General features: G+C 72.4%; 20 protein-coding genes. 11 read left to right on the top strand and 9 right to left on the bottom strand.

Annotated elements, in window-relative coordinates; translation table 11 throughout:
- Positions 1-77 precede the first annotated feature (77 nt).
- The 3 genes from BJ975_RS13955 to BJ975_RS13945 are packed head-to-tail and all read left to right on the top strand — an operon-like array spanning position 78 to position 3,926.
- The gene (locus BJ975_RS13955; protein WP_218845941.1) at positions 78-1,988 is read left to right on the top strand and encodes an ATP-binding protein; all 1,911 of its coding nucleotides are present in this window, start codon (positions 78-80) and stop codon (positions 1,986-1,988) included.
- The gene (locus tag BJ975_RS13950) at positions 1,985-3,148 is read left to right on the top strand and encodes an acyl-CoA dehydrogenase family protein (RefSeq protein ID WP_179426963.1); all 1,164 of its coding nucleotides are present in this window, start codon (positions 1,985-1,987) and stop codon (positions 3,146-3,148) included. The genes BJ975_RS13955 and BJ975_RS13950 overlap by 4 nt, the downstream gene beginning before the upstream one ends.
- 31 nt (positions 3,149-3,179) lie before the next feature.
- Positions 3,180-3,926, top strand: coding sequence for an enoyl-CoA hydratase-related protein (locus BJ975_RS13945; RefSeq protein ID WP_179426961.1), 747 nt, complete (start codon positions 3,180-3,182; stop codon positions 3,924-3,926).
- 55 nt (positions 3,927-3,981) lie between these two features.
- Here the strand turns inward: BJ975_RS13945 and BJ975_RS13940 are convergent, their stop codons facing one another.
- Positions 3,982-4,779, bottom strand: coding sequence for a hypothetical protein (locus BJ975_RS13940; RefSeq protein WP_179426957.1), 798 nt, complete (start codon positions 4,777-4,779; stop codon positions 3,982-3,984).
- A 190-nt stretch (positions 4,780-4,969) separates the two neighbouring features.
- Here BJ975_RS13940 and BJ975_RS13935 point away from each other — a divergent pair, with 190 nt between their 5' ends.
- From BJ975_RS13935 to BJ975_RS13920, 4 genes are all read left to right on the top strand, one after another.
- Positions 4,970-7,837 (top strand): hypothetical protein, encoded by a 2,868-nt coding sequence (locus BJ975_RS13935; protein WP_179426955.1) that lies wholly within the window; start codon positions 4,970-4,972, stop codon positions 7,835-7,837.
- Between the two features lie 225 nt (positions 7,838-8,062).
- A complete protein-coding gene (locus BJ975_RS13930) occupies positions 8,063-10,150 on the top strand; it encodes a HelD family protein (RefSeq protein ID WP_179426953.1) in 2,088 nt (695 codons plus the stop codon).
- Complete coding sequence (locus BJ975_RS16850; RefSeq protein ID WP_179426951.1) at positions 10,147-11,661, top strand: metallophosphoesterase family protein; 1,515 nt, start codon at positions 10,147-10,149, stop codon at positions 11,659-11,661. Before BJ975_RS13930 ends, BJ975_RS16850 begins: the two co-directional genes overlap by 4 nt.
- Before the next feature lie 180 nt (positions 11,662-11,841).
- Positions 11,842-13,713: an anthranilate synthase family protein gene (locus BJ975_RS13920; RefSeq protein ID WP_179426949.1), complete on the top strand. Its 1,872-nt coding sequence runs from the start codon at positions 11,842-11,844 to the stop codon at positions 13,711-13,713.
- A 3-nt stretch (positions 13,714-13,716) separates the two neighbouring features.
- Here the strand turns inward: BJ975_RS13920 and BJ975_RS13915 are convergent, their stop codons facing one another.
- The 8 genes from BJ975_RS13915 to BJ975_RS13880 all read right to left on the bottom strand — a co-directional run bounded on the left by BJ975_RS13915 (position 13,717) and on the right by BJ975_RS13880 (position 20,719).
- Positions 13,717-15,177, bottom strand: a complete 1,461-nt coding sequence (locus tag BJ975_RS13915; RefSeq protein WP_223302989.1) for a S1C family serine protease — start codon at positions 15,175-15,177, stop codon at positions 13,717-13,719.
- Positions 15,178-15,354: 177 nt separating this feature from the next.
- Complete coding sequence (locus BJ975_RS13910; RefSeq protein ID WP_269304792.1) at positions 15,355-16,758, bottom strand: sensor histidine kinase; 1,404 nt, start codon at positions 16,756-16,758, stop codon at positions 15,355-15,357.
- Entirely contained in the window at positions 16,755-17,447 is a 693-nt protein-coding gene (locus BJ975_RS13905) for a response regulator transcription factor (RefSeq protein WP_179426947.1), read from the bottom strand. Before BJ975_RS13905 ends, BJ975_RS13910 begins: the two co-directional genes overlap by 4 nt.
- Before the next feature lie 4 nt (positions 17,448-17,451).
- Complete coding sequence (locus tag BJ975_RS13900) at positions 17,452-18,321, bottom strand: fructosamine kinase family protein (protein ID WP_179426945.1); 870 nt, start codon at positions 18,319-18,321, stop codon at positions 17,452-17,454.
- 44 nt (positions 18,322-18,365) lie between these two features.
- Positions 18,366-18,899 (bottom strand): GNAT family N-acetyltransferase, encoded by a 534-nt coding sequence (locus tag BJ975_RS13895; protein ID WP_317628267.1) that lies wholly within the window; start codon positions 18,897-18,899, stop codon positions 18,366-18,368.
- On the bottom strand, positions 18,896-19,375 hold the full coding sequence (locus BJ975_RS13890) for a low molecular weight protein-tyrosine-phosphatase (protein WP_179426943.1): 480 nt from the start codon (positions 19,373-19,375) through the stop codon (positions 18,896-18,898). Before BJ975_RS13890 ends, BJ975_RS13895 begins: the two co-directional genes overlap by 4 nt.
- Positions 19,375-19,752: a phage holin family protein gene (locus tag BJ975_RS13885; protein ID WP_179426941.1), complete on the bottom strand. Its 378-nt coding sequence runs from the start codon at positions 19,750-19,752 to the stop codon at positions 19,375-19,377. The genes BJ975_RS13890 and BJ975_RS13885 overlap by 1 nt, the downstream gene beginning before the upstream one ends.
- A 10-nt stretch (positions 19,753-19,762) precedes the next feature.
- A complete protein-coding gene (locus tag BJ975_RS13880) occupies positions 19,763-20,719 on the bottom strand; it encodes an EamA family transporter (protein ID WP_179426939.1) in 957 nt (318 codons plus the stop codon).
- A gap of 63 nt (positions 20,720-20,782) precedes the next feature.
- Here BJ975_RS13880 and hisC point away from each other — a divergent pair, with 63 nt between their 5' ends.
- From hisC to BJ975_RS13860, 4 genes are all read left to right on the top strand, one after another.
- A complete protein-coding gene (gene hisC, locus BJ975_RS13875) occupies positions 20,783-21,832 on the top strand; it encodes a histidinol-phosphate transaminase (protein WP_179426937.1) in 1,050 nt (349 codons plus the stop codon).
- A 228-nt stretch (positions 21,833-22,060) separates the two neighbouring features.
- Positions 22,061-23,095, top strand: a complete 1,035-nt coding sequence (gene pdhA / locus BJ975_RS13870) for a pyruvate dehydrogenase (acetyl-transferring) E1 component subunit alpha (protein WP_179426935.1) — start codon at positions 22,061-22,063, stop codon at positions 23,093-23,095.
- Positions 23,086-24,045, top strand: coding sequence for an alpha-ketoacid dehydrogenase subunit beta (locus BJ975_RS13865; protein WP_179426933.1), 960 nt, complete (start codon positions 23,086-23,088; stop codon positions 24,043-24,045). Before pdhA ends, BJ975_RS13865 begins: the two co-directional genes overlap by 10 nt.
- Positions 24,045-25,271, top strand: a complete 1,227-nt coding sequence (locus BJ975_RS13860; protein ID WP_179426931.1) for a dihydrolipoamide acetyltransferase family protein — start codon at positions 24,045-24,047, stop codon at positions 25,269-25,271. The genes BJ975_RS13865 and BJ975_RS13860 overlap by 1 nt, the downstream gene beginning before the upstream one ends.
- Positions 25,272-25,283: the final 12 nt, after the last annotated feature.

The raw sequence follows: 25,283 nt of genomic DNA, 5'->3' as shown, positions 1-25,283 counted from the left end.
CGAACGATGAGGCCCTTGGCCCCGATCCAGTACCCGAATGCATCATCGTTCGTTCCGTCCCCGTCAGGAGGCCCCCGTTGAGCACGATTCGCAAGGTCCTGGTCGCCAACCGTGGCGAGATCGCGCGGCGGGTGTTCCGCACGTGTCGTGAGCTCGGGATCGAGACCGTCGCGGTCTTCTCGGACGCCGACGCCGGCATGCCGTTCGTGGCCGAGGCCGACGTCGCGGTGCGGCTGCCGGGCAGCGCACCGTCGGACACGTACCTGCGCGGCGACCTCGTCATCGAGGCCGCGCGCCGCAGCGGTGCCGACGCGATCCACCCCGGCTACGGCTTCCTGTCAGAGAACGCTGAATTCGCCCGCGACGTCGAGGCCGCCGGCCTGACCTGGATCGGCCCGAGCCCGGAGTCCATCGACCAGATGGGCAGCAAGATCCGCGCGAAGGAGATCATGGCCGCCGCGGACGTCCCGATCCTCTCGGTCGACGTCGACGCGGTGTCCGAGTCCGACCTGCCGCTGCTGGTCAAGGCCAGCGCCGGCGGCGGCGGCCGCGGCATGCGCGTCGTCGAGCGGCTCGAGGAACTCCCCGGCGAGCTCGAGAAGGCCAGGGCCGAGGCCGCGTCGGCGTTCGGCGACGGCACCGTGTTCGTCGAGCCCTACCTGCCGCGAGCCCGCCACGTGGAGGTCCAGGTCCTGGCCGACACGCACGGCACCGTCTGGGCCGTGGGCGACCGCGACTGCTCGATCCAGCGCCGCCACCAGAAGGTCGTGGAGGAGGCGCCCGCGCCGAACCTCTCGGAGACGGCGCGCACCACGCTGCACGCCGCCGCCCGCCAGGCCGCCGAGGCCGTGGCCTACCGCGGCGCCGGCACGGTGGAGTTCCTCGTCGACGGCGACCGCGTGTTCTTCCTCGAGATGAACACCCGCCTGCAGGTGGAGCACCCCGTCACCGAGGAGGTGCACGGCATCGACCTCGTCGCCGCGCAGATCGCGATCGCCGAGGGCCAGCCGCTCACGGGCGAGGTCTCCGCACCGCGGGGCCACGCGATCGAGGTTCGCCTCTACGCCGAGGACCCCGCCGACGACTGGTCGCCGCAGACCGGCACGATCCGCGCGTTCGAGCTCCCCGACTCGGTCCGCGTGGACTCGGCCGTCGAGGTCGGCAGCGTCGTGGGCATCCACTACGACGCGATGATCGCGAAGGTCATCGCGCACGGTCCCGACCGCGGTACGGCGCTGCGCACCCTCGTCGACGCGCTGCGCCGCTCGCGCGTCCACGGCGTGACCACGAACGCGGCGGCGCTGCGCCAGATCCTCGAGGCGAAGCAGGTGCGCGAGGCCGACTTGTGGACCTCGATGCTGGAGGAGAACGCCGACGAGTGGTTCGGCGACGAGGCCGGCGACCCGCTGGTCCCCGTGGCGGCCGCGCTGGCCGAGGCGAGCCTCGCGGCGACCTCGGCACGGGTGCTCAGCCGCATCCCCGCGGGCTTCCGCAACGTGCCGAGCCAGCCGCTCACGCGGGAGTACGAGGGCCACCCGGCCGTCGCCTACGGCAGCCGGCAGGGACGACTCGCGGTCGACGGGGCCACGGTCGTCTCGATCGAGACCGGTGACGCGAGCGCCGAGGTGCTGCTGGAGGTCGACGGCGTGACCCGCCGCTACCTCGTGGCGGTGACCGACGGCCACGTGGACGTCGATGGCCCGGAGGGCTCGACGAGCCTCACGCCGGTGCCGCGCTTCGTCGACCCGGCCGACGTGGTGGCCGAGGGCTCGCTGCTGGCGCCGATGCCGGCGGCGGTCACCGCGGTCAAGGTCGCCGACGGCGATCGCGTCGCGAAGGGCGACCCCGTGGTCGTCCTCGAGGCGATGAAGATGCAGCACACCATCTCGGCGCCCTCCGACGGCGTCGTCAGCGGCCTGGCCGTGAGCGTCGGTCAGCAGGTCGAGGCCGGAGCGGTCCTCGCCGTCATCGAGGAGGAGAGCGAATGAGCAACTTCACGGAGTCCGAGGAGCGGCGCGAGCTGCGCAAGGCCGTCGCGGCCCTGGGCGCCAAGTACGGCGAGCACTACTTCTACGAGGCCGCGAAGGAGGGCCGCAAGACCACCGAGCTGTGGTCGGAGGCCGGCAAGCTCGGCTACCTCGGCGTCTCGATCCCCGAGGAGTTCGGCGGCGGCGGTGGTGACATCGGCGACCTCGCCGCGGTCTGCGAGGAGCTGGCGATCGCCGGCTGCCCGCTGCTGCTCATGGTGGTCTCGCCCGCGATCGTCGGCACGGTCATCGCCCAGTACGGCACGCAGGAGCAGAAGCAGCGCTGGCTGCCGGGCCTGGCCGACGGCACCGAGACCTACGCCTTCAGCATCACCGAGCCGGATGCCGGGTCGAACTCGCACAACCTCGTCACGACGGCGACGAAGACCGAGGACGGCGGCTGGGTCCTCAAGGGCGGCAAGACGTACATCTCGGGCGTCGACGAGGCCAGTCACGTGCTGGTCGTCGGCCGCACCGCCGACGCCAAGAGCGGCAAGCTCAAGCCGGCGCTGTTCATGGTCCCGACCGACTCCGACGGCTTCAACGCCCAGGAGATCGACATGGGCCTGACCAGCCCCGAGAAGCAGTTCACGCTGTTCTTCGACGACATCCGGCTGCCCGCGGACGCGCTCGTCGGCAGCGAGGACGCCGGCCTCGAGCAGCTGTTCGCCGGGCTGAACCCCGAGCGGATCATGGCGGCGTCGATGGGCACCGGCACGGCGCGCTGGGCGCTGAACAAGGCCGTCGCCTACGCCAAGGACCGCGACGTGTGGGGGCGTCCGATCGGCGCGCACCAGGCGATCGCGCACCCGCTGGCGCAGCTGCACATCGACATCGAGATGACCCGCCTGCTCACCCAGAAGGCCGCCGCGCTCTACGCTGCCGGGGATCTGATGGGCGCCGGCGAGGCCGCCAACATGGCCAAGGTCGCCGCCGGCGACGCCGCGGCCAAGGCGGTCGACACCGCGATCCAGACGCACGGCGGCAACGGCCTGGCCAACGAGTACGGTCTCGTCCAGGCGCTCGCGTCCTCGCGGCTGTCCAACATCGCGCCGGTCAGCAAGCAGATGGCCCTCAACTTCGTCGCCCAGTTCTCGCTGGGCCTGCCGAAGTCCTACTGACTGCTCGCCCCACCTCCACGAACGGAGCACCATGACCGAACTCGTCCACCTCGACGTCGCGGACGGCGTCGCGACGATCACACTCGACAGCGAGCACAACCGCAACGCCCTGAGCCGCCAGTTGGTCACCGAGCTGGGGGCGCACCTCGACAGCGCGGAGTCCGACGCCGACGCGAAGGTGATCGTGCTGCGCTCGGCGCATCGCGTCTTCTGCTCGGGAGCCGACCTGTCCGAGGCCGCCGAGGGCTCGATGCAGGAGGGGGCGAGCACCCTGATCGGCCTCCAGCGCCGCATCGCCACGAGCGCCAAGCCCGTGGTCGTCGTGCTGGGCGGCCCGGTGCGCGCGGGCGGCCTCGGACTCGTCGGGGCCGCCGACATCGTGCTGGCCACGCGGTCGGTGACGTTCGCGCTGACCGAGGTCCGACTCGCGCTCGCCCCCGCGGTGATCAGCCTGTCGCTGCTGCCGCGGCTGAGCCCGCGGGCCGCCTCCGACCTCTTCCTCACCGGCCGCACCTTCGACGCCGCCGAGGCGGCCGAGATCGGCCTCGTCACGCGGGTCGTCGAGGACGACGCACTCGACGCCGGTCTGCAGGCGGTCCTGGACGACCTCGGCCAGGGCTACCCGCAGGGCTTCCGCGAGACGAAGGCGCTGCTCAACCATGACCTCGTCGAGCGGATCGACCGCCTCGGCGACCGGCTGGCCGAGCAGTCGGCGCGCCTCTTCGGCAGCGACGAGGCGCGCGAGGCGATGCTCGCGTTCCTGTCCCGCAAGCGCTGACCCGGAACGACGAACGCCCCCTCCCGGCCGGGAGGGGGCGTTCGTCGTGGGTGACTCACGGAGCCATGGGCGAATCCTCCGGCACGGCGGACAGCGCGTTCACCGAGCAGCGGACCTGAGGCGCGACGAACGAGACGCGCCCCGCGGCGTCACCGTGACCGAACGCGATCATCGGGCGCTTCGTGATGGCGTAGCTCGCGGCCTTCGGGGCGGCACCGGCGGGCGCGGCGGTGCGGAACTCCTGGGCCTCCTCGCTGTCGCTGGTCGGGATCGAGATCACGAGCAGCTCGCCGGCCTCCGCGTCGGGGGCGCCGACCGAGCCACGGAGCGTCGTGCACTTCCCGGCGGTGTTGAAGTAGATGCCCGAGCCCGAGAACGTGAGCGCCTTCGGGTAGGTCTTGCCGGCGATGGTGACGGGGCCGTTCTCGACGGGGCCCGCCTTCTCGCTCGGCTGCGTGGTCAGGTCCAACCAGCGGTAGCCGACGTAGCCGCGGCGCGAGCTGGAGCCCGCCCTGGCCTTCGTGGACTTGGGCGCGACGACGCGCACGTACTGCTGTCCGGCGGTCAGCACCCGGACGCGGGCGGAGTAGGTGCGCTTCGTGCTGGTGCGGACCTTGGCGACGGTCTTCCAGGCGCCGGTGCCGACCTTGCGCTGCACGAGCAGCTTCTTCCGGGCGGCCTTCGGGCCGGCGACCTTGCCGGTGACCTTGATGGTGGTGCCGACGGTCGGGGCGGTCGTGTTGATCGCGATGGCGACCTTGTAGGTGGGCTTGGGGGCGGCCTGGGCCGCGGTGGGGGCGAGAGCGAGGACCAGTCCGGTCGTCGCGGCGAGGGCGATGGCGCGCATGCGCATGCGGTTCTTCCTTACGTCGTGGAGAGATGCAGCGACGACAGCGTAGGGCCGTGACGCGTGTGGCTGAGGGGAAATGGGAGAACTCACGGGCCCTAGGCGTAGTCACATGGGATGACATGCGATCGTTCCCGTCTCCTCCGTCCGAAATGGGACATACGTTGCAGAAGTGATTTCCCGCCCCACGCGTCCCATGTCTCCCGCGCGCCGCGCCGGACGTCCGCTCGCCGCCGTGCTCGCCCTCGTCATCGCGCTGGCCGGCCTCGTGTCGGTCGCCGCACCGGCGCAGGCCGCGGACGAGGCCACGTACGTCCGGACGTTCGCCGCAGCCGGATCGGGCGAGGGGGCGACGGGCTCGTCCTACGCCCTGGCCCAGGACGCCGACGGTCGGATCTACACCGCTGAGCTCTCGGCTGGCGTGGTCAAGCTCTACAGCGCCGAGGGAGAGTTCCTGCGGACGATCGGACAGGGCCACCTCAGCTCGGCCTACGGTGCGGCGGTGGACGCCGCCGGCAACGTCCACGTCACGGAGTCGGGCGGCCGGATCAGCACGTTCGACCCGAACGGGACCCTGATCTCGAGCTTCCGCGTCGACGCGTCGATCCCGTTCCAGATCGCCGCGTCAGGAGGTCACCTGTTCGTCACCGACGTCGACACGGGCCGCGTCCTCAAGCTGACGCCCCAGGGCGAGCAGGTCAGCACGTGGGAGAACGTCGGCGGACCCGGCCAGCGCGCCAGCGCCTTCGGCATCGCGGCGCGCGACGGCTACGTCTACGTCGCCGACCTCCATGGTGGGGCGATTCGCAAGTACGACACGAACGGCACGCACGTCGCCGACTTCACCCAGGTCTCCGGCCGGGCGATGGCGGGCCCCTACGGAGTCTCCGTCGACTCGGCGGGCCGGATCGCCGTCGCCGAGCTCTACGGCCCCGGTGCCGCGGTCCTCGACCCGCAGGGTCGGACCCTCGTCGCGTGGGGCTCGCGCGGGACCGGCGCCGGCCAGTTCCAGCAGCCCACGGGGATCTCGCTCGACGACACCGGTCGCGTGTACGTCGCCGACTTCCAGCGCAACATCCAGCAGTTCGAGCTGGAGCCGACCTTCAAGGCGTTCACTCCGACGATCCAAGGCTCGGGCCGCGCCGGGGACGAGCTGAGCGTGACCGCGGCGACCACTCCCGAGCCCGCTTCGTGGACGTACGCGTGGACGGTCGGCGGCAGCGACGAGGTGCGCTCGACGGCGGCGACGTTCACCCCGACCCTGGCCGATGTCGGCGAGTTCGTCACGGTGACCGTCACGGCGAAGGGAGTGGACGGCGAGCCCGCCGACCGCTCCGGCGTGGCGCAGCAGCAGGTCCTGCCGGCCCTCATGACGGCCGGCGCGACCCTCACGGACTCGACCCCGACCACGCCGCCCACGTCCGGTGACGTGCTCACGGTCGTGCCCGACGAGTCGAGGATCCCCGAGGGCGGCCGACGGGTCCAGACCCGGTGGGGCCACCTGGACGACGAGCAGGAGTGCGTGACGCGCGACGACTTCGACGGCTCGGTCACGTACGACGTGAGCAACGCCGACGCGGGACGGACGATCTGCGTCAGCCTGATGTACCTCGCCACCGGCTACGACACGCTCGTGGTGGGCGCCGCGGCGTCCGACCTTGCGGTGGGCGCCTTCACCGCCCCGACGCCGATGACCGACGTCCAGGAGCCTCGGGTCGGCGAGACCGTCACCGCCACGGTGGACCTCGACGACGCGCCCGAGGGCGCCGAGGTCACCGCCTGGCAGTGGGGCCTGGTCGACGGCGAGGACTGCGCCGTGATCGAGGGCGCGGACGAGGCCGCCTTCACCCCGGAGGTCGCCGAGCTCGAGAAGTCGCTGTGCGTGACCGTCACGGTGAGCGCACCGCACCACGCCGATGCCACGACCACCCACGCGGTCGGCGAGGTCGGCGCCGGCGACTTCGCGGAGTCGCCCGCCGTCTCGATCCCGGGCTGGGTCGAGGCCGGCGTCGAGACCACGGCCACCGTCACGGGCGGCGATCCGGCGGACGCCGAGCGGGCGTACCAGTGGAACCTCGACGGCGAGCCGATCGACGGCGCGACGCAGGCCGCCTTCACGCCGAAGGGCGCGCACCGCGGTCATGAGCTGTCGGTGACCGTGACGTCCTCCGCGCGCGGCTTCGTGGACGACGTGACGACCTCCGACGCGGTGGAGGTGGGCGTGGGCACACTGCGCGTCCCGAGCCCGCAGCCCAGCAGCGACCGCCCCCGCGTGGGCGAGCCGATCTCGCTGCCGATCGACCTCTCGGAGGCTCCGGAGGAGGCCGCTGCGCACTGGCAGTGGGGCGTGGCCGCGGACGAGGACTGTGTCGCCATCTCGGGTGCGACGTCAGCCTCGTTCACGCCCACGGCCGACCTCGTCGGCAAGACCCTGTGCGTCGAGGCCGGCGTCACGGCCGAGGGCTACGAGCCTCTCACCGGGGTCTTCGTCCCGGAGCACGCCGTGGTCCGGGGCACGCTGCCGGCGATGCGGGCGATCCTCAGCACGAGGACCCCGAAGGTCGGCACGACGCTCACGGCGCCGGTGATGGCCGGTGTCCTGCCGGAGGGTGCGAGCACCACCACGACGTGGGGCCTCGCGCAGGCCGGCAAGGACTGCCGTCCCGTCACGAAGGCCGGCTCCTACCGCGTGACCTCGGCGATGGCCGGGCGCGAGGTCTGCGTGCGGGTCACGGTGACGGCGCCGGGCTACGTGGAGTGGTCGACGACCCTGCGGACCGGCCGGGTCACGGAGATCGCGAAGGCCTCCACGTCGCGCACGGTCGTCCGTGACCGCGAGGTGTTCACGGTCCGCGCCCAGGGCCTGGCCCCGGGTCAGCGCTACCGGATCTCGCTGCGCCACCAGATGGTGACCGGCAAGGCCGACTCGCACGGTCGCGTCGTCCGGAAGGTCCGTTACGGCAGGGGCCTGAAGTCGGCGAAGCGCACGATCGTGGTGCGCGGCTTCGACGGCGCGAAGGTCACGTACCTGAAGAAGATCCGGGTGACGCACCGCGTGCGATGACGCGTGACGCGCCCGCGGACGCCGGCCGACCCCCGTTTGGCGGTCGGCGTCCGCGCGGCGCTTGCGTCGGTCCCGAGTGGCCGACGCCTCCCATGAGCCCGTCACCGGCGCGCTGATACGTCGGTCCCCGAGAACCTGACGGCGTCCGCGGCGCGGCGGTGCGTCCACACGGCTGGTCCGCGGTGCCTAGAATGGAGAGTTCCCCCACGCCACCGAAGGACGTCGATGAGCAACCCCTCTCCCGATGAACGCGAGCTCGCGCACGAGCAGGCGTACGTCGACACCGTCTACGAGCGCCTGGAGGAGTCCACCAAGGTGGCCCGGTCGCTCGTCGCCGAGGGGATGGCGCGCGGCCACATCGGCCACGAGGGCGGCCTGGTCGAGCGCGACGCGATGGTCTACCAGGCCTCGCGCCGGCTGAGTGCCCTGCACGCGGCCCACGACGGCCTGGTGTTCGGCCGCCTCGACCTCGACGGCGGTGAGGCCCGCTACATCGGCCGCATCGGCGTGCGCGACGCCGACCGCGAGATCATCCTCGTCGACTGGCGCGCCCCGGCGGCCTCGGTGTTCTACCAGGCCACGGCGCAGGATCCGGCCGGCGTCGTCCGCCGGCGCGTGCTGCGCTGCCGCGGCGACCGCGTGATCGGCATCGAGGACGAGCTGCTCGACGCCGACGCCGCGCCCGACGACATGGTCGTGATCGGCGAGGGCGCGCTGCTGGCCAGCCTCAGCCGCGCCCGCGACAGCTCGATGCACTCGGTCGTCGCCACGATCCAGAAGGAGCAGGACGAGGCGATCCGCGCGCCCTCCCGCGGCGCCGTGATCATCGGCGGCGGCCCCGGCACCGGCAAGACGGTCGTGGCGCTGCACCGCGCGGCCTACCTGCTCTACACCGACCGGCGCCGGTTCGAGTCCGGCGGCGTGCTCGTCGTCGGCCCGTCCGGCGTCTTCATGAACTACATCGAGCGCGTGCTGCCCAGCCTCGGCGAGACCAGCGTGGTGCTGCGCTCGATCGGCGAGGTCGTCGACGGCATCCGCGCCACCGAGCACGCCTCGCCCGAGGCCGCCGCGCTGCTCGGCGCGAGCCAGATGGCCACCGCGCTCGCACGCATCGCCAAGGCCCCGCAGCCCGGCTCGCCCCAGCGGCTCGACCTGTTCTACCGCGACGACCGGCTCGTGCTGGAGGCCTCCGACCTCGCGCGCATCCGCAAGCGCGTCCTCTCGAACGGCCTGCCCAACACCACCCTGTCCTCCGCGCGCGAGGAGCTCGTGAAGGCGCTGTGGGACAAGGTCACCGGCGACCGTGCGCTCGACCGCGGCGAGGAGGCGTTCGGCGACCACCTCGACGGTGACGAGGCCTTCGAGGACTTCGTCGAGTCGTGGTGGCCCGAGCTCGACCCGGTCGACGTGTGGCGCACCGTGCCCTCGCGTCTGGGCGAGGTCGCCTCCGACCTGTTCACCTCGTTCGAGCAGCAGGTGCTGCGCCGCGAGTGGGCCGACGAGCCCACGATCGAGGACATCCCGCTCATCGACGAGCTGCGCCACCTGCTGGGCGAGGCGCCTGTGCGCACCGAGGACGACTGGGCGTCGCCGAAGCAGCTGATGAGCTTCGAGCAGCGCGAGCGCGAGGACCGCATCCAGGCCACCGGCAGCATCGACGACGAGGGCTTCGCCCACGTGCTGGTCGACGAGGCGCAGGACCTGTCGCCCATGCAGTGGCGGATGCTCGGCCGCCGCGGCCGCACCGCCAGCTGGACGATCGTCGGCGACGAGGCGCAGTCCTCGTGGCCCGTCCCCGCCGAGTCCGCGGCCGCCCGCGACGAGGCCCTCGGCACGCTCGCCGTCCACCGCTTCCGGCTGTCGACGAACTACCGCAACTCCGCCGAGATCTACGAGTTCGCCGCGCAGGTCGCCCGCCACGCGATCGCCCACCCCGACCTCGCCGACGCGGTCCGCCGCACGGGCCTCGACCCCCGTCACGAGGTCGTCGCCCCGGACGAGCTGCTCGACCGCGCGGTCGCCGAGACCACCGCGATGCTGGGCCAGGTCGACGGCACGGTCGCGGTCGTCGCGCCCTCGGGCCGCCTCGACCGGCTGCGCGCCGTGATGCCGCAGGACGAGCGCCTGCGCGTGCTCGACCCGCTCGACACGAAGGGCCTCGAGTTCGACGGCGTCGTGCTGGTCGACGCCGACGGCGTGGTCACCGAGGCCGCCGCCGGCTGGCGCACCCTCTACGTCGTGCTCACGCGCGCCACCCAGCGCCTCGTCACGGTCGGCACCAGCCGCACGTGGCTCGATCGGGTGGCCGAGTGAACCGGATCGTCGCGGGTCTGGCCCTGCTGGGCGTCGGCCTCGCGGTGGCGGTGCCGGTCACGGCCGCCACGTTCGTCGACACCGAGCGCACCGTCACGATCGGCGCCCACAACGCCACCGCGCGTCCCACGTTCGACGGGCACGTCACGATCGTCGCCGGGCCCCTGCTGCCCGAGCTGCGGATGCCGTCCGACGCGCTGCTGGGCATCGGCGCCCAGGTGGTCCTGCGCGACAGCCCCGACACCGACCTCGAGCGCGTCCTGGCGCAGGACGCGGCGATCGCCAGCCAGCCCGAGGGCGAGATCGCGGCGATGACCTCGGAGATCACCGAGATGGGCCTGGCGGCGCTCCAGCGCGGCCTGGCCGCCGGCGTCATCGCGATGGTCGTCGTGGGCGTCGGCTGGGTGGCAGTCGGGCCGCGCCGCCGCCGCGAGCTGCGCGACCAGTGGCCACCCGAGCCGCGCACCGCCCTCGTCGGCGGCGTGCTCGCGATCGTGGTGCTCGGCGCCGTCATGGCCTACGCGCCCGACCCCAGCACGAAGCGCGAGGTCGCGTGGGTGCCGATCCGGCAGGAGTTCCCCGAGCTGCCCGACGAGGCGCGGCTCGCCCACGTGGAGATCTCGCGCGGCGCCGCCACCGCCACCAGCAAGGCCATCGTCCAGGGTGCGCTCGACACCTACGAGGAGTCGCTGGCGTTCTACTCCTCGCTCGCCGAGAAGGCCAAGGACGTTCCCGTCCGCGCGCCCGAGCCGGGCCAGACCACCGCACTCGTCGTCACCGACCGTCACGACAACATCGGCATGGACCCCGTCGCCCGCGAGGTGGCCCGCGCCGCCGACGCGTCGTTCGTCATCGACATGGGCGACGACACGTCGAACGGCGCCTCGTGGGAGGCGTTCAGCATCAAGTCGCTGCGCCAGACCTTCGAGGACCTGCCGATCCTCGCCGTCGCGGGCAACCACGACACCGGCAAGTACATCCTGCGCGAGATGGAGCGCAACGACTTCCTCGTGTTCGACGGCGAGCCCACCGATGTCGAGGGCATCCGCATGATCGGTGAGAGCGACCCACGCAGCTCGGGCCTGACCGCCGGCTACAACGGCAACGAGGGCGACAACATCGCCGCGATCACCGAGCAGAGCGAGAAGCTGGCCGAGGCCGCGTGCGAGGACGGCGAGGTGTCGCTCATGGTCACGCACAGCGCCGCGTCGGCCAAGCGCACCGTGCAGGAGGGCTGCGTCGACCTCGCCATCAGCGGGCACCTGCACCGCCAGGTCGGCCCCACCAGCACCGAGGGCCCGCAGGGCACCTCCACCGAGGTGTCGATCGGCTCCACGGGCGGCGCGGTCTACGCGTTCGCGCTCGGCACCAAGCTGCGCCGCGACGCGCAGGTGGCCGTGCTGACCTTCGAGGCCGGCCGCGTCGTCGGCCTGCAGATCGTCACCTTCAAGCCCGGCGCCGTCATCGACGTCGGCGACTACACGACCCTCCCGGTCCCCGTCGCCGACTGACTCCGGTGTTGCCCCGGCCACTCGATCGCCGGGGCACGCCCGGGGCCCGCTACGCTGTGCGCATGTCGACGACCAGCACCTGGTGGCCCCTCCGCTGAGGAGGACTGTCGACGTACCCACGCCCAGACCCCCACATGGCGGTCTGGGCGTCGTTCGTCCGACCGCGGGAAGAAGACCACGATGACGAAAGAGCTCCTCGACGACGTGCTGGCTCAGCCGGCGTTCGCGCTGATCCGCGGGCGCGAGGCCGATCGCGTCACGCTCCTGGGCGGCCCGCGCACCGACATCGAGCGGCTGGCCGACATCCCGCTCGCCGAGGGCCCCGGCCCCGCCTGGGACCACCTCGTCGTCGTCCCGTTCGCCCAGGTCGCCGAGCGCGGCTTCGAGGCCCACCAGGACGGCACGCCCCTGTCGGTGATCGAGGCGCGCTCGAACCACGACGTCGCCCTCGCCGACCTGCTCGAGGTGCTGCCGAACGGCGCGATCGACCTCGCCGACCGCGGCGGCTTCGAGACCTCCGACGAGGACTACGCCGCGATGGTGCGCCGCATCATCGACGACGAGATCGGCCAGGGCGAGGGCGCGAACCTCGTCATCGGCCGCCGCTACCGCGCCACCGTGTCCGACTGGGACCACGCCAAGGCGCTCACCGTCTTCCGCCGCCTGCTCGAGCGCGAGCGCGGCGCCTTCTGGACCTTCTGCATCTTCACCGGGGACCGCTACCTGATCGGCGCGAGCCCCGAGCGGCACGTCAGCCTCGACGACGGCCAGCTCCGGATGAACCCGATCAGCGGCACGTTCCGCATGCGGGGCCTGGAGACCCACGCCGACCGCAAGCGCGAGCTGCTGAAGTTCCTGTCCGACGAGAAGGAGATCTACGAGCTCTTCATGGTCGTCGACGAGGAGCTCAAGATGATGTGCGACCTGTGCCACGAGGGTGGCCTCGTGCTGGGTCCGTACCTCAAGCCGATGAGCCACCTCGTGCACACCGAGTACCTGCTGGCCGGCCGCACCGACCGCGACCCGCGCGACATCCTGCGCGACTCGATGTTCGCCGCCACCGTCACGGGCAGCCCCGTGGAGAACGCCTGCCGCCTCATCAAGCAGTACGAGCCGCAGGGTCGCGGCTACTACGCCAGCGTGGCCGCGCTCGTCGGTCGGGACGAGAACGGCACGGCCCGGCTCGACGCCCCCATCCTCATCCGCACGGCCGACGTCGACCTCGACGGCCACCTCACGGTCACGGCGGGCGCCACGCTCGTGCGCGACTCCGACGCGGACTACGAGACGAACGAGACGTGGGCCAAGGCCTCGGGCGTGCTGAGCGCGTTCGGCCTGGTCGAGGCCGCGCCCGAGCCCGTGGAGGGCTTCGACGCGTTCACCCGCGAGGACGACGTGCTCATCGCGCTCGGCTCGCGCAACCAGCGGCTCAGCCAGTTCTGGCTCAGCGACCAGTCGGGCACGGCGCCCACACCCGCGCTCGAGGGCAAGCGGGTCGTGGTGCTCGACGGCGAGGACGACTTCGTCAACATGCTGTCGCACGTCTTCGGCGTGATGGGCATGACCACCGACGTGGTCCGCCACGACGAGTGGACCGAGGAGGCGCTCGACGGGCACGACCTCGTCGTGATCGGTCCCGGTCCGGGCGACCCGCGCGACGGCGACGACGCGAAGATCGCCGTGCTGCGCCGTGCCACCCGCCGCCTGCTCGAGCGGGAGCAGCCGTTCCTGTCGATCTGCCTGGGCCACCAGACGCTGTGCCACGAGCTCGGGCTCGACCTGGACTACAAGGACATCGTCTTCCAGGGCACGCAGAGCGCGCTGCCGGTGCTGGACCGCACCGAGACCGTGGGCTTCTACAACACGTTCGTCGGCCGCGTCCCGGAGTCGGGCCTGCCCGAGGGGGTCACGGCGCAGACGGACCCGGCCACCGGTGACATCCACCTGGTGGCCGGGCCTCACTACCGCGGGATCCAGTTCCACGCCGAGTCGGTGCTCACGCAGAACGGCTACGCCATCCTGCGCGACCTCACCGCTGCGCTGCTGGGCTGAGCGTCACTCCTGGGCGCGGGCGGCGGCTCCGCCGTCGCTGCCCAGCTCGACCTCGATCTCTTGGGTCTTGTCGCCCCGCAGCACGGTCAGCTCGATCGTGTCGCCGGGCTTGTAGCCGCGCACCGTGGCGACCAGCGCCTGGTTGTCGGAGACCGGGTTGCCGTCGACCTTGGTGACGATGTCGCCGGCCTTCAGGCCCGCCTTGTCGCCGGCGCCGCCCGAGCTGACCTCGCCGATCTCCGCGCCGATCGTCGTGACCTGGTCGTCGCCGGTGGCGCTGCGCACCTGGACGCCGATCTGGGCGTGCTCCACGGTGTCGCCGTCGAGGATCTGCGTGGCCACGTTGTTGACCAGGTTGATCGGGATCGCGAAGCCCAGGCCGACCGAGCCGTTGCCCTGGCCGCCGGTGTTGATGGCCGAGTTGATGCCGATGACCTGGCCCTCGAGGTTGACCAGCGGGCCACCCGAGTTGCCCGGGTTGATCGCGGCGTCGGTCTGGATCGCGGGGAACGTCGTGCTGGGGCCGTCAGCGCTCTGGTCGCCGGGGGAGACCGGACGGTTGAGGGCCGAGACGATGCCGGTGGTGACCGTGGACTCGAGGCCGAACGGGGAGCCGATCGCCACGACGGTCTGGCCGACCTTGACCTGCTTGGAGTCGCCCAGCGTGGCGGCGGGCAGGTCGCTGACGCCCTCGGCCTTGATGACCGCGACGTCGGTGGCCACGTCGCGGCCGACGATCTCGGCCTTCGCGATGCGGCCGTCGTTGAAGGCGACGGTGATCGAACCGCCGTCCGCGGCGGCCTCGACGACGTGGTTGTTCGTCAGGATGCTGCCGTCCTTGCTGATGACCACGCCGGTGCCGGTGCCGGACTCGCCGCCACCCGTGACGTTGATCTTCACCGTGGCGGGCAGGACGGCGTCGGCGACCGCCGAGACGTCGCTCTGCGCGCCGGTCGAGGAGGCCGGGCGGTCCAAGGACGTGCCCGTGACGCTCGTCGAGGTGCTGGAGTCGTCCTGCATCGCGTCATAGAGCGCGGCGCCCCCGGCGGCGGACGCACCGGCCAGCAGGATGACGCCGGTGGCGGCGGCCACGAGGCGGCCGGCGCGGCGCTTCTTGCGCGGCTGGGGCTCGGGGGAGGCCATGGGGTAGCCGAAGGCGGCGGAGCCGCCGGGTCCGCCCGGGCCGGTGGGGCCGTTCGGGTCGGCGGGCGCGCCGGCGAAGGTGCGGGTGGGCTCGTTCACCGACACGGTCGGCTCGTGGTCGTCCGTGGTCGCCCACGGATCGACGGGGCGCTCGTCGGCGCGAGGCTCCTCAACGCGGGTCTCCTCGGCACGGTGCTCATCGGCACGGGGCTCGGAGAAGGGCCAACCGGTCTCGGCCCGCTGCGCGGGCTGCTGCGGCTCCTGCGGCGCCGTCGGGGGCACGTAGGGGCGGTCGGCGTACGGATCACGCTGGTCTGTCATGGTTCAACCTTCCCGCGAGGACCTGAGAGTTGCTTGTGAACGTGCTGGGCGCCACCTTCAGACTCCGGGCTCCGACACCCTGGCTGAGCGGTGAGCTGTCAACCCTTCCCGCGCGCTGGCGGTGCGTCGTCAACCGTATCGAGGTCCCTATCGGTTGAGGACTCACCGCTCCCGGGGTCACGCCTCGTCCGGAGGGATCCGGAACGTGAACGTGGCGCCCTCGCCGGGGACGGAGGTGACGCTCACGGTGCCGCCGTGGCGGTCGGCCGCGCGTCGCACGATGGCCAGGCCGAGGCCCGAGCCGGGCAGCGTGCGCGCCTCGGTGGAGCGGTAGAAGCGGTCGAACACGCGCGGCTGGTCCTCCGGCGCGATGCCCGGGCCCTCGTCGGCCACGGTGACGGTGCCGTGGCTCAGCCGCACCCGCACGGTGCCGTCCGGCGGGCTCCACTTCACGGCGTTGTCGAGCAGGTTCGTGACCGCGCGCTCGAGCAGCTGGCTGTCGCCGACGACCCACGTGGGCTCGAGCAGCACGTCGAACGTGGCGCTCGCGGCGCGCAGCTCGACACGGTCGATCGCCCGTCGCACCACGTCGGCCAGGTCGAGCGGCTCGGGGTCGCGGTGCAGGGGCTCGTCGCGGGCCAGCTCGGTGAGGTCGCTGACGAGCGTGGAGAGCTCGTCGAGCTGGGCGCCCACGTCGTCGATGAGCTCGCGGTAGGCGGTGGCGTCGAGCCGGCGCTCGGGCTGGCTGCTGGCCTGGCGGAGCAGATCGATGTTGGTGCGCAGGCTGGTCAGCGGCGTGCGCAGCTCGTGGCCCGCGTCGGCGATGAGCTGGCGCTCGCGGCGTTGCGTGGCGTCGAGGGCCAGCAGCATGGCGTTGAACGAGCGGGTCAGCCGGGCCAGCTCGTCCTCCTTGCCGGGGACGTCGATCGGGGTGAGCTCCTGCGTCTCGGCGACGCGCTCGATGGCGCTGGTCAGGCGGCGCACGGGCCGCAGGCCGTTGCTGGCGACGGCCCAGCCCGCGACGCCGGCCAGGATCATGCCGGACAGCGTGGACAGCACCAGCACGACCGTGAGCCGCTCGAGCGCGCGCCGCGTGGACTCCATCGACTGCGCCAGCATGAACGCCTGCCCGGGACCGGCCTGGACCGCGACGACGCGGTACGTGACGCCGTCGACGTGCGCCGTGCGGGCCGAGGTCTCGGCGATGCCGAGCGCCACCTCGCGCTCGCGGTTGTCGTAGGGGAACGCGTCCTCGGAGTGCACGAGGAACTCGCCGCCGCCGCTCTTGATCGTCAGCAGCTGGATGCCGGCGATGGCCAGGATGTTCGCCTCGTCGACCGTGAGGTTCTGCGGCGTGTAGCCGGCCTTCACGGCCTGGTTGGCGCGCTTGATCATCGAGTCGTCGAGCGCGCCGACGACCTCCTGGCGCACGAGGACGAAGATGCTGATGCTGATGATCGTCAGGACCGTGGCGACGGCCGCGGTGGTCAGCAGGGCGACGCGGCCGGCGAGCGAGAGTCGCTTCGTGATCGGCTCCAGCAGCGTGTGGGCGCGTGCATGGACCCGGTCGAGGATGGTCACGGGGGCGTCTCCCGCAGCACGTACCCGACGCCGCGGACGGTGTGCAGCAGCCGCGACTCGCCCTCGGCCTCGAGCTTGCGCCGGACGTAGCCGACGTAGACCTCCAGCGAGTTGGCGGTGGTGGGGAAGTCGAAGCCCCACACCTCCTCGAGGATGAACGAGCGCTCGAGCACGCGCTTGGGCCGCTGCATGAACAGCTCCAGCAGCGCGAACTCGGTGCGGGTGAGCGAGATCGAGCGCTCGCCGCGGCGCACCTCGCGGGTGTTCGGGTCGAGCGTGAGGTCGGCGAAGGTGAGCGCCGGCTCGTCGTCGAGGTCGTCGCGCGCGCGGCCGCCGCGCCGCAGCAGGGCGCGCACGCGGGCGAGCAGCTCCTCGAGCGCGAACGGCTTGGTCAGGTAGTCGTCGGCGCCCGCGTCGAGGCCGTCCACGCGGTCGCTCACGGCGTCGCGCGCCGTGAGGACGAGGATCGGCACGTCGTTGCCGGCGGCGCGCAGCGCCTTGGTGGCGTCGAGCCCGCCCAGGCGCGGCATCATCACGTCCATCACGATCGCGTCGGGGCCCGACTGGGCGACCTTCGCGAGGGCCTCGGCGCCGTCGCCGGCGACCTCGACCGTGTAGCCGTTGAACTCCAGGGACCGACGCAGCGAGTCGCGCACCGCGCGGTCGTCGTCGACGACGAGGATCCTCATGCCGTCACGCCCGGCCGTCGAGCAGGCTCTGGGCGGCAGCCGCGGCTCGCGCCCCGTAGGCGCCGCCGAACATCACGGCGTGCACGAGCAGGGGGTGCAGCTGGTGCAGCGGGACACGGTCCATCCAGCCGTCCTGCAGGGGAGCGGCCTCGTGGTACGCGTCGAGGATCCGCTGCAGGTGGGGCGCGCCGAACAGCGAGAGCATCGCGAGGTCGGTCTCGCGGTGGCCGCCGTGGACGGCCGGGTCGACCAGGTGGACGCCGTCGGACGACCACACGAGGTTGCCCGACCAGAGGTCGCCGTGCAGCAGCGCCGGGGGCTCGGGATCGGCGGTGAGCGACGGCAGCCGCTTCATCGCCTTCTCGATCACGGCGGCCTGCTCGAGCGACAGCGAGCCACGGTCGGCGGCGGCCTTCACGTAGGGCATGACGCGGCGGCCGGCGTAGAACTCCTCCCACGTCGGGGAGGGGCGGTTGGGCAGCGGGGCCAGACCGATCCAGCCGTCGTGGTCGGCGCCGAAGCCGCCCACGCCGGAGGAGTGCGTCGCGGCCAGGTTGCGCCCGAGCGACTCGGCGAGGTCGACCGAGGGCTTCGTGGGCTCGATCCAGGCCAGGATGATGCACTCGTCGTCGGCCGCGAGGACCTCGGGCACGGGGGCGCCACCGGCGGTGCGCAGCCGGCGCAGACCCTCGGCCTCGGTGGTGAAGAAGCCCGCGGGGGCCTGGGGGCGGGTCTTGATGACGGCGCTGCGCCCGTCGGTGAGTCGCAGTCGCGTCGTGGTGCAGATGTCGCCGCCGGCCACCGAGGTCGTCGACACCACGGCGACCTCCAGCAGCTGCTCGGCCAACGCCGCGGTTCCCGCCATTCGTGCCATGCCCTGAACTTACCGCCCGGTGACCAGTGCGGAGCCCTCAGCGGTCAGGGACGCGGGGATGGCGCGAACGCGTGGAACAGCAGGTGGTCCTGCCAGCGTCCGGCGATCCTCAGGTACTCGGGCGCGACGGCGAACGGGGCGAACCCGGCCCGTCGCAGGACCGTCTGGGAGGCCACGTTGTGCAGGAGGGTCCCGGCCTCCAGCCGGTGCAGACCCAGCGCCGTGAAGGCGTGGTCGACCGCTTCACGAGCGGCGCGGGTGGCCAGGCCGCGGCCGTTCAGGTCCTCGCGCACCCAGTAGCCCACCGACGCCGACTGGAAGGCCCCGCGGACGACGTTGTTGAGCGTGAGCCGTCCCGCGATCTCGCCGGCGGGTCCCAGGATCACGAACGGGACCATCCGGTCGGCCGCGTGCTCGTCGAGCATGCGCTCGATCGCGGCGCGCTGGCTGTCGGACTCGAAGAACTCGTCCTCGCGGACGGGCTCCCAAGGCGCGAGGAACTCCCGGTTCTCCACGTAGACCGCGGCGAGCTCGTCGGCGTCGTCCGGCGTGACGAGCCGCAGGCAGGGCGTGGTCACGCGGTGTCGGCGAGGTGACGGACGATCTCGCGCGTGGTGCGCTCGACCATCGCGAGGACCTCGTCGAAGCCCTCGGGTCCGCCGTACCAGGGATCGGGCACCTCGGCGTCGGGCGAGTCGGCCTCGGGGTCGAAGGATCGGTACATCCGCACCTTCGTGCGGTGGTCGTCCGAGGCCGCGAGGGCCAGCACGTCGGCCTGGTTCGAGGAGTCCATCACGAGGATGAGGTCCTGCTCGTCGAACCAGTCGGCGGTGAACGTGCGGGCGCGGTGGCGCGAGGCGTCGTAGCCGGCCGCGGTCAGGGTGGCGGCGGCGCGCTCGTCCATCGGCTGTCCCACGTGCCAGTCGCCGGTGCCCGAGGAGGACACCTCGACGTCGTCGACGCCGGCCTCGGCGAGCTGGTGCTCCAGCACGACGTCGGCCATGGGGGAACGGCAGATGTTGCCCAGGCAGACCAGGGCGACGCGGCGCGGCATCAGTCGACGATCGCCGACAGGATCGACTGGCAGACCGAGATGACGATGGCGGCCAGGAACGCCCACCAGAAGCCGTCGACGGCGAACTCCACGCCGAACGCCGAGGTGATCCACTCGGTCAGCAGCAGGAGCAGCGCGTTGATGACGACGAGCAGCAGGCCGAGCGTCAGCACGATGAACGGCAGCGTGAGCAGCTTGACGATCTGGCCGACGAACAGGTGCACGAGCGTGAACACCAGGCCCACGATCACGAGCGCCAGGACGCGGTTGACGGTGGTCTCGTCGGCGTCGCCGATCGTCATGTGGCTGCCGAGCAGAAGGGCTGCGAGGGCGAGCGCGACGCTGCTGACGAACCAGGAGGACAGGAAGCGTTCCATGCGTCTCACCCTAGAGGGGTGGAGGCAGTTCCTCCGCCGGGACATGGCGCGCCGTCTGCGCGAGCACGATGCCGGACACCACCGCGAGGACCCCGATCGTCTGCAGCAGGTCGAGCGTCTCGGAGAACCAGAGCCACCCGACGATCACCGCGACGACGGGCTCGAGCATGGCCGTCACCGACGCCTTCGAGCTCGAGAGGTGGCGCAGCGACGCGAGGTAGAGGAAGAACGGCAGCACGGTGCCGCACACGACGACGAAGACCATCGCGGCCCATGCGGGAATCGTGAACTCGGAGAGGCGGCCGAGCATCGAGGCGTCGTGAGCGAGGGCGCTCGAGCCCTCCCAGCCGCCCAGCAGGTTCATGACGATCGCGCCGACGCCGAACGACCAGACCACGGTGCGCAGCGCGGTCAGCGGCTCGGCCGAGGTGGCGGTCAGCTCCTCGCCGATGAGGAAGTAGGCGGCGAAGCAGACGGCGGCCGCGAGCGCCACCAGCACGCCGATCCCGTCGAGGCTCAGCCCGTCCCAGACACGGCCGACGAGCGCGAGTCCCACGAGGGCCAGCCCGATGGCCGGCCACACGCGCGGGTGCACGGGCTCGCGGCGGACGAACCTCACCCAGAGCACCACCAGCACGGGTGCGAGGTACTCCAGCAGCAGCGCCACGCCGATCGGCAGTCGCATGATCGCGACGTTGTAGGTCCACTGCACGAACGCGACGCCCACGACGCCGAGCGCGACGATCAGCAGCAGGTCGCGGCCACGCGGCGGACGCAGGGCCGAGCGGTCGAACGCCACCGCGAGCACGAGGAACGTCAGGAACGCGAAGGTGACGCGGATCGTCGTGTACGTCGAGGTCGGCAGGCCCGCCTCCATCGGGATGCGGGTGACGCCGGCGTTGATGCCGAAGAACACCGCCGCGGTGACGACGAGCGCGAACCCGAGGCGCACGTGGGGCTGGGACACCGGACGATTCTCGCACCGGCCGGGCGGTCGGTGGGGGTGACCCGGCGGTCGTAAGGTCATGCCATGACCGACCCCCGACCCCGCCAGGTCCTGGCCGCCATCCCGGCCTACCGCCCGGGCCGTCCGGCCCTCGACGAGAGCCACAAGCTCTCGAGCAACGAGAACCCGTTCCCCCCGCTGCCCGGTGTCGTCGAGCGCGCCGCCGCGGGGCTCGCGCGGATGAACCGCTACCCCGATCCCGGCGTGACCGCGCTGGGCGAGGCGCTCGCCGAGCGCCACGGGCTGTCGACCGACCACTTCGCGTTCGGCACCGGGTCGGTCTCGGTGCTGTTCGGCCTGCTCGACGCGTGGTGCGGGCCGGGCGACGAGGTCGTCTACCCGTGGCGCTCGTTCGAGGCCTACCCGATCGCGGTGGACCTGCCCGGCGCCACCTCGGTGCGGGTGCCGCTGACCGCCGACCACCGCCACGACCTGCCGGCGATGGCCGACGCGATCACCGAGCGCACGAAGGTCGTGCTGGTCTGCACCCCGAACAACCCGACGGGCCCGGTCGTCACCGAGGCCGAGTTCGAGGAGTTCATGGCGCGCGTGCCGACCACCGTGCTGGTGGTCGTCGACGAGGCGTACGTGGAGTTCGTGCGCGACCCCGACGCGCTCGCGGGCGCCGCCGCGCTGGCGCGCCACGCGAACGTCGTCGTGCTGCGGACGTTCTCGAAGGCGTACGGACTCGCGGGCCTGCGGATCGGCTACTCGATGGCCCACCCCGCGATCACCGAGGCGATCCGCAAGGCGCTGCCGCCGTTCGGCGTCACCGACATCGCGCAGGCGGCGGCGCTGGCCTCCCTCGAGGCGCAGGCCGAGCTGGAGGAGCGCGTCGAGGCGGTCGTCGCCGAGCGCACTCGCGTGTTCGACGCGCTGCGCGAGCAGGGCTGGGACGTGCCGTCGAGCCACGCCAACTTCGTGTGGCTGCCGCTCGGCGAGCGCTCGGCCGAGTTCGCCGAGCACGCCCACCCGATCTCGGTGCGCCCCTTCCCCGGGGGCGTCCGCGTCACCATCGGCACGCCCGAGATCAACGACGCCTTCCTCGCGCGCGCCGCCGCGTTCCGGCGCTGACGACCCCGCCGGTTTCCCCGGTTAACCGGGGAAACTGTCACTTCGCGAGGTTCGCGAACCTCGCGAAGTGACAGGAAACCTCGTTCGGTCGCCCGCCGGGGGCACCGCCGCACCTGCTAGCCTCGGATCAGATGTGATGCCTGTCACATCGACGGTCGCGCGCTCACCACCATCGAGCGCTGGCCGTGTCATGAGGGCGGTGATCCCGCCCCCGGCAAGGAGGCAGTCATGGGCCTACCCATCTCCCAGACCCTGGCGCCAGACGGAGAGCTCGTCGCGGCGCACGACTTCACCCCCGAGGACCTGCGCGGGTTTCACCGAGACCTCGTGCTCGCCCGGCGCATCGACTCCGAGGCGTTCGCCCTGCAGCGGCACGGCGAGCTGGGGCTGTGGGCCCCGATGCTCGGCCAGGAGGCCGCCCAGATCGGCAGCGGCCGCGCCCTCGCGCCGAACGACTTCGTCTTCCCGTCCTACCGCGAGCACGCCGTCGCGTGGTGCCGCGGACTCGACCCGGCGCTGCTGCTCGGCCTCTTCCGCGGCACGAGCCTGGGCGGCTGGGACCCCGCCCAGTACGGCTACGCGCTGCCGGCGATCATCATCGGCGCCCAGACGCTGCACGCCGTCGGCTACGGCATCGGCCTCACGCTCGAGGGCAAGGAGGACGCGGTCGTCACGTACTTCGGCGACGGCGCCACCAGTCAGGGCGACACGAACGAGGCCTTCGCCTGGGCCGCGTCGTACCACGCGCCGGTCGTCTTCTTCTGCCAGAACAACCACTACGCGATCAGCATCCCGCTGGAGCGCCAGACCCGCGTGCCGATCGCGCAGCGGGCCGCGGGCTTCGGCTTCGAGGGCGTCCGGGTGGACGGCAACGACGTGCTCGCGGTGCACCAGGTCACCTCCGAGGCGCTGGCGAAGGCGCGCTCGGGCGGCGGGCCCACCCTCATCGAGGCGGTCACCTACCGGATGGGCGCGCACACCACGTCGGATGACCCCAGCCGCTACCGCGACCCGCACGAGGCCGACGCGTGGGCCGAGCGCGACCCGCTGCTGCGACTCCGGACCCTGCTCGAGCGCACCGACCCCGGCTTCGCCGAGTTCGACGCTCGAGTCCAGGCCGAGGCCGACGAGCTCGGCGCCCACCTGCGCGACGTCTGCCGCAACCTGCCCGATCCCGATCTCGCGGAGCTCTTCGAGCACGTGTACGCCGACCTGCCACCGGAGCTGGTGGCCCAGCGCGAGGAGGTGCGGTCATGGAGCTGAGCATCGGCAAGGCCCTCAACGCGGGCCTGCGAGCAGCGATGGACGACGACGCGAAGGTCGTCCTGATGGGCGAGGACATCGGCCGGCTCGGCGGCGTCTTCCGCGTCACCGACGGCCTGCAGAAGGACTTCGGCGACCAGCGGGTGATGGACACGCCGCTGGCCGAGTCCGCCATCGTCGGCGCCGCGGTCGGCATGGCCTACCGCGGCTTCCGCCCGGTCGTGGAGATCCAGTTCGACGGGTTCGTCTACCCGGCCTACGACCAGATCGTGAACCAGGTGGCGCGGCTCCGGTTCCGCAGCGAGGGCGCCGTGAAGGTGCCGCTCGTCATCCGGATCCCCTACGGCGGTGGGATCGGCGCGGTCGAGCACCACTCCGAGAGCCCCGAGGCGCAGTTCGTCATGACGCCGGGGCTCACGGTGGTGACGCCGTCGAACGCGCACGACGCCTTCTGGATGATGCGCCAGGCGATCGCGTCGGACGACCCGGTGATCTTCCTGGAGCCGAAGCAGCGCTACTGGGACACCGGCGAGGTCGGCGACGAGGCCGGCATCGGCCTGCACCAGAGCCGCGTCGCCCGCGAGGGCTCCGACGTCACGGTCGTGGGCTACGGCCCGGTCGTGAAGACGTGCCTGGCCGCGGCCGACGAGGCCGAGGCGTCGCTCGAGGTCATCGACCTGCGCTCGCTGTCGCCGCTGGACCTCGGTCCGGTGATGGACTCGGTGAAGCGCACGGGTCGCGTCGTCGTGGTGCACGAGGCCGCGCGCACGCTCGGCCTCGGTGCCGAGCTGGCCACGCGGATCACGCAGGAGTGCTTCTACTCGCTGGAGGCCCCGGTGCAGCGCGTCACGGGCTACGACATGCCCTACCCGCCCTGCCGGGTCGAGCACGACCACCTGCCCAGCGTCGAGCGGATCCTCGACGCCGTCGACGTCACGGGGGAGTTCTGATGAGCACGCTCACGTCCGGAGAGTTCCGCCTGCCCGACGTCGGCGAGGGCCTCACCGAGGCCGAGATCGTCACGTGGCACGTCAAGGTCGGCGACGAGGTCGCGGTCAACGCGCCGCTCGTCGACATCGAGACGGCGAAGTCGATCGTCGAGCTGCCCAGTCCGTTCGCGGGCCGGGTCGAGGAGCTGCTGGTCTCCGAGGGCCAGACCGTCTCGGTCGGCACGCCGATCGTGCGGATCGGGTCGGGTGAGGCCACCGCCACGCCCGTCGCGGAGGAGCCCGTCGAGGCGCCCGCACCGGAGGAGAAGAGGCTCGAGGTCCTCGTCGGCTACGGTCCGAGCACGGGTCGCCGCCGCCGGCGGAACCGCGCCACGCCTGCGGCCGAGAGCGCCCCGCGCGCCTCGGTGCGCGTGCTGGCCAAGCCGCCGGTGCGCAAGCTCGCGAAGGACCTCGGCGTCGACCTGACCCAGGTGCCGTCCAGCGGTGCGGTCGTCACGCGTGCGGAGGTCGAGGCGTTCGCCCGCGGCCACGGCGCCGACGCCGTCACCGCGGCTCCGGTCTCGGGGGTGCGGCGGGCGACGGCCGAGGCGATGATCGCCTCGGTCGCCGTCCCCCAGGCCACCGAGTGGGTCACGGTCGACGTGTCGGCCTCGGTCGACCTCGTCGAGCGGCTCAAGCGCGACCGGCGGTTCGAGGGCGTCCGGGTCACCACGACACTGCTGACGGCCCGCGCGGTCTGCCTCGCCCTGCGTCGCACACCCGACCTCCACGCCCGGTGGAACGAGTCCACGATCGAGCACCCCGCCTCGGTGGGGCTCGGCATCGCGGCGGCCACCGAGCGGGGGCTCGTGGTGCCGGTCGTGCGCGAGGCCGACGGCCTGGCGCTGCCCGACCTCGGTCGCGCGATCGACGAGCTCGTCGCCACCGCGCGCGCCGGGCGGATCCAGCCCGACCAGATGGCCGGCGGCACGTTCACACTGACGAACATCGGCGTCTTCGGGATCGACGGCGGCACGCCGATCCTGCCGCCGGGACAGTCGGGGATCCTCGCGCTCGGCCAGGTCGCGAAGCGGCCGTGGGTCGTGGGCGACGAGGTCGTCCCGCGCTGGGTCACGACGCTCGCGGTCACGTTCGACCACCGCGTCGCCGACGGCGAGCAGGCCTCGCGCTTCCTCGCCGACGTCGCCGCGATCCTCGAGGACCCGGGCCTGGCGCTGGCCTTCTGAAGCACTGGGCGT

The organism is Aeromicrobium tamlense, assembly GCF_013408555.1.
GTDB lineage: Bacteria > Actinomycetota > Actinomycetes > Propionibacteriales > Nocardioidaceae > Aeromicrobium > Aeromicrobium tamlense.
The sequence above is the reverse complement of the archived record's forward strand: the minus strand, read 5'-3'. Positions and strand labels throughout refer to the sequence as shown.

What these genes read in the sequence shown, in the direction of transcription:
- BJ975_RS13950 (WP_179426963.1), top strand. Translation starts at nt 1,985, where the DNA reads ATGAGCAACTTCACGGAGTCCGAGGAGCGGCGCGAGCTGCGCAAGGCC.
- BJ975_RS13945 (WP_179426961.1), top strand. Translation starts at nt 3,180, where the DNA reads ATGACCGAACTCGTCCACCTCGACGTCGCGGACGGCGTCGCGACGATC.
- BJ975_RS13940 (WP_179426957.1), bottom strand. Translation starts at nt 4,779, where the DNA reads ATGCGCATGCGCGCCATCGCCCTCGCCGCGACGACCGGACTGGTCCTC.
- BJ975_RS13935 (WP_179426955.1), top strand. Translation starts at nt 4,970, where the DNA reads ATGTCTCCCGCGCGCCGCGCCGGACGTCCGCTCGCCGCCGTGCTCGCC.
- BJ975_RS13930 (WP_179426953.1), top strand. Translation starts at nt 8,063, where the DNA reads ATGAGCAACCCCTCTCCCGATGAACGCGAGCTCGCGCACGAGCAGGCG.
- BJ975_RS13920 (WP_179426949.1), top strand. Translation starts at nt 11,842, where the DNA reads ATGACGAAAGAGCTCCTCGACGACGTGCTGGCTCAGCCGGCGTTCGCG.
- BJ975_RS13915 (WP_223302989.1), bottom strand. Translation starts at nt 15,177, where the DNA reads ATGACAGACCAGCGTGATCCGTACGCCGACCGCCCCTACGTGCCCCCG.
- BJ975_RS13905 (WP_179426947.1), bottom strand. Translation starts at nt 17,447, where the DNA reads ATGAGGATCCTCGTCGTCGACGACGACCGCGCGGTGCGCGACTCGCTG.
- BJ975_RS13900 (WP_179426945.1), bottom strand. Translation starts at nt 18,321, where the DNA reads ATGGCACGAATGGCGGGAACCGCGGCGTTGGCCGAGCAGCTGCTGGAG.
- BJ975_RS13890 (WP_179426943.1), bottom strand. Translation starts at nt 19,375, where the DNA reads ATGCCGCGCCGCGTCGCCCTGGTCTGCCTGGGCAACATCTGCCGTTCC.
- BJ975_RS13885 (WP_179426941.1), bottom strand. Translation starts at nt 19,752, where the DNA reads ATGGAACGCTTCCTGTCCTCCTGGTTCGTCAGCAGCGTCGCGCTCGCC.
- hisC (WP_179426937.1), top strand. Translation starts at nt 20,783, where the DNA reads ATGACCGACCCCCGACCCCGCCAGGTCCTGGCCGCCATCCCGGCCTAC.
- pdhA (WP_179426935.1), top strand. Translation starts at nt 22,061, where the DNA reads ATGGGCCTACCCATCTCCCAGACCCTGGCGCCAGACGGAGAGCTCGTC.
- BJ975_RS13865 (WP_179426933.1), top strand. Translation starts at nt 23,086, where the DNA reads ATGGAGCTGAGCATCGGCAAGGCCCTCAACGCGGGCCTGCGAGCAGCG.
- BJ975_RS13860 (WP_179426931.1), top strand. Translation starts at nt 24,045, where the DNA reads ATGAGCACGCTCACGTCCGGAGAGTTCCGCCTGCCCGACGTCGGCGAG.